Below are 782 nucleotides of genomic sequence, written 5' to 3'. Positions count from 1 at the left end.
AGAAGATTATCTCTTTGGAATGCCACGAGAAGGAAGAGCCGGCGCTTCGACTTCGCTCAGCACAGGCTTCGATTCCCGCTACTCACAACGAGGCGTTCAGTGGGCGGTAAAACAGGCATCAAAAACGGCAAACATCCTGAAAGATGTGAGTGTTCATACGCTTCGTCACAGTTTTGCGACGCATCTTCTGGAAGATGGGATGGATATTTTGAGCATCAAAAATCTCCTCGGCCACGAAAGTATTGATACGACGTTGATTTATCTCCAAATTGCACAACTTTCCACCCAAAAACTCTTCTCTCCGCTCGATACCCTTTTTTCAGAATTTGGGAAGAAATGAGAGGTTTTAAAACCATAAAAAAACAGCCAACTCAACCTCAATCTCAATCTCAATACGAAGTCGCCGATGTTTTAAATATTTTAGGTTCAAAATTGGAAAATTTAGAACTTAATTCTTGGCAGTTAAGAACTTTATTTGCCTTAAAAAAGTGCAGAACTTCGGCTTTGGGTGGTCATATTGACGCTTGTGATGAATGTGGAAATGTAAGCATCAGTTACAACTCCTGCCGAAACCGTCATTGCCCAAAATGTCAGAGCAAAAACCGAGAGCAATGGATTGGGATGAGGGAAAACGAACTGCTTCCGGTACCTTATTTTACTCATTTTTTTATTATTCGTTTTAATTGTATTCGTGATACGCTTCGCTTAATTCACGTGGTTTTTACGCTTCCGGATGTATTGAACAAAACCGCGCTTCACGAGCCCAAGATGTTGTATGATAT

General features: G+C 41.3%; 2 protein-coding genes. Both read left to right on the top strand.

The window, feature by feature from the left end:
• Window positions 1-340 (top strand): tyrosine-type recombinase/integrase (locus QWT87_RS21090; RefSeq protein WP_302718714.1); only part of this gene is annotated, 340 nt, incomplete at its 5' end.
• The coding region (locus QWT87_RS21085) for a transposase zinc-binding domain-containing protein (RefSeq protein ID WP_302718712.1) at window positions 337-782 on the top strand (446 nt) is incomplete at its 3' end. The genes QWT87_RS21090 and QWT87_RS21085, both read left to right, overlap by 4 nt.

This window comes from Chryseobacterium urinae (genome assembly GCF_030518295.1).
GTDB classification, from domain to species: domain Bacteria; phylum Bacteroidota; class Bacteroidia; order Flavobacteriales; family Weeksellaceae; genus Chryseobacterium; species Chryseobacterium mucoviscidosis.
The sequence above is the reverse complement of the archived record's forward strand: the minus strand, read 5'-3'. Positions and strand labels throughout refer to the sequence as shown.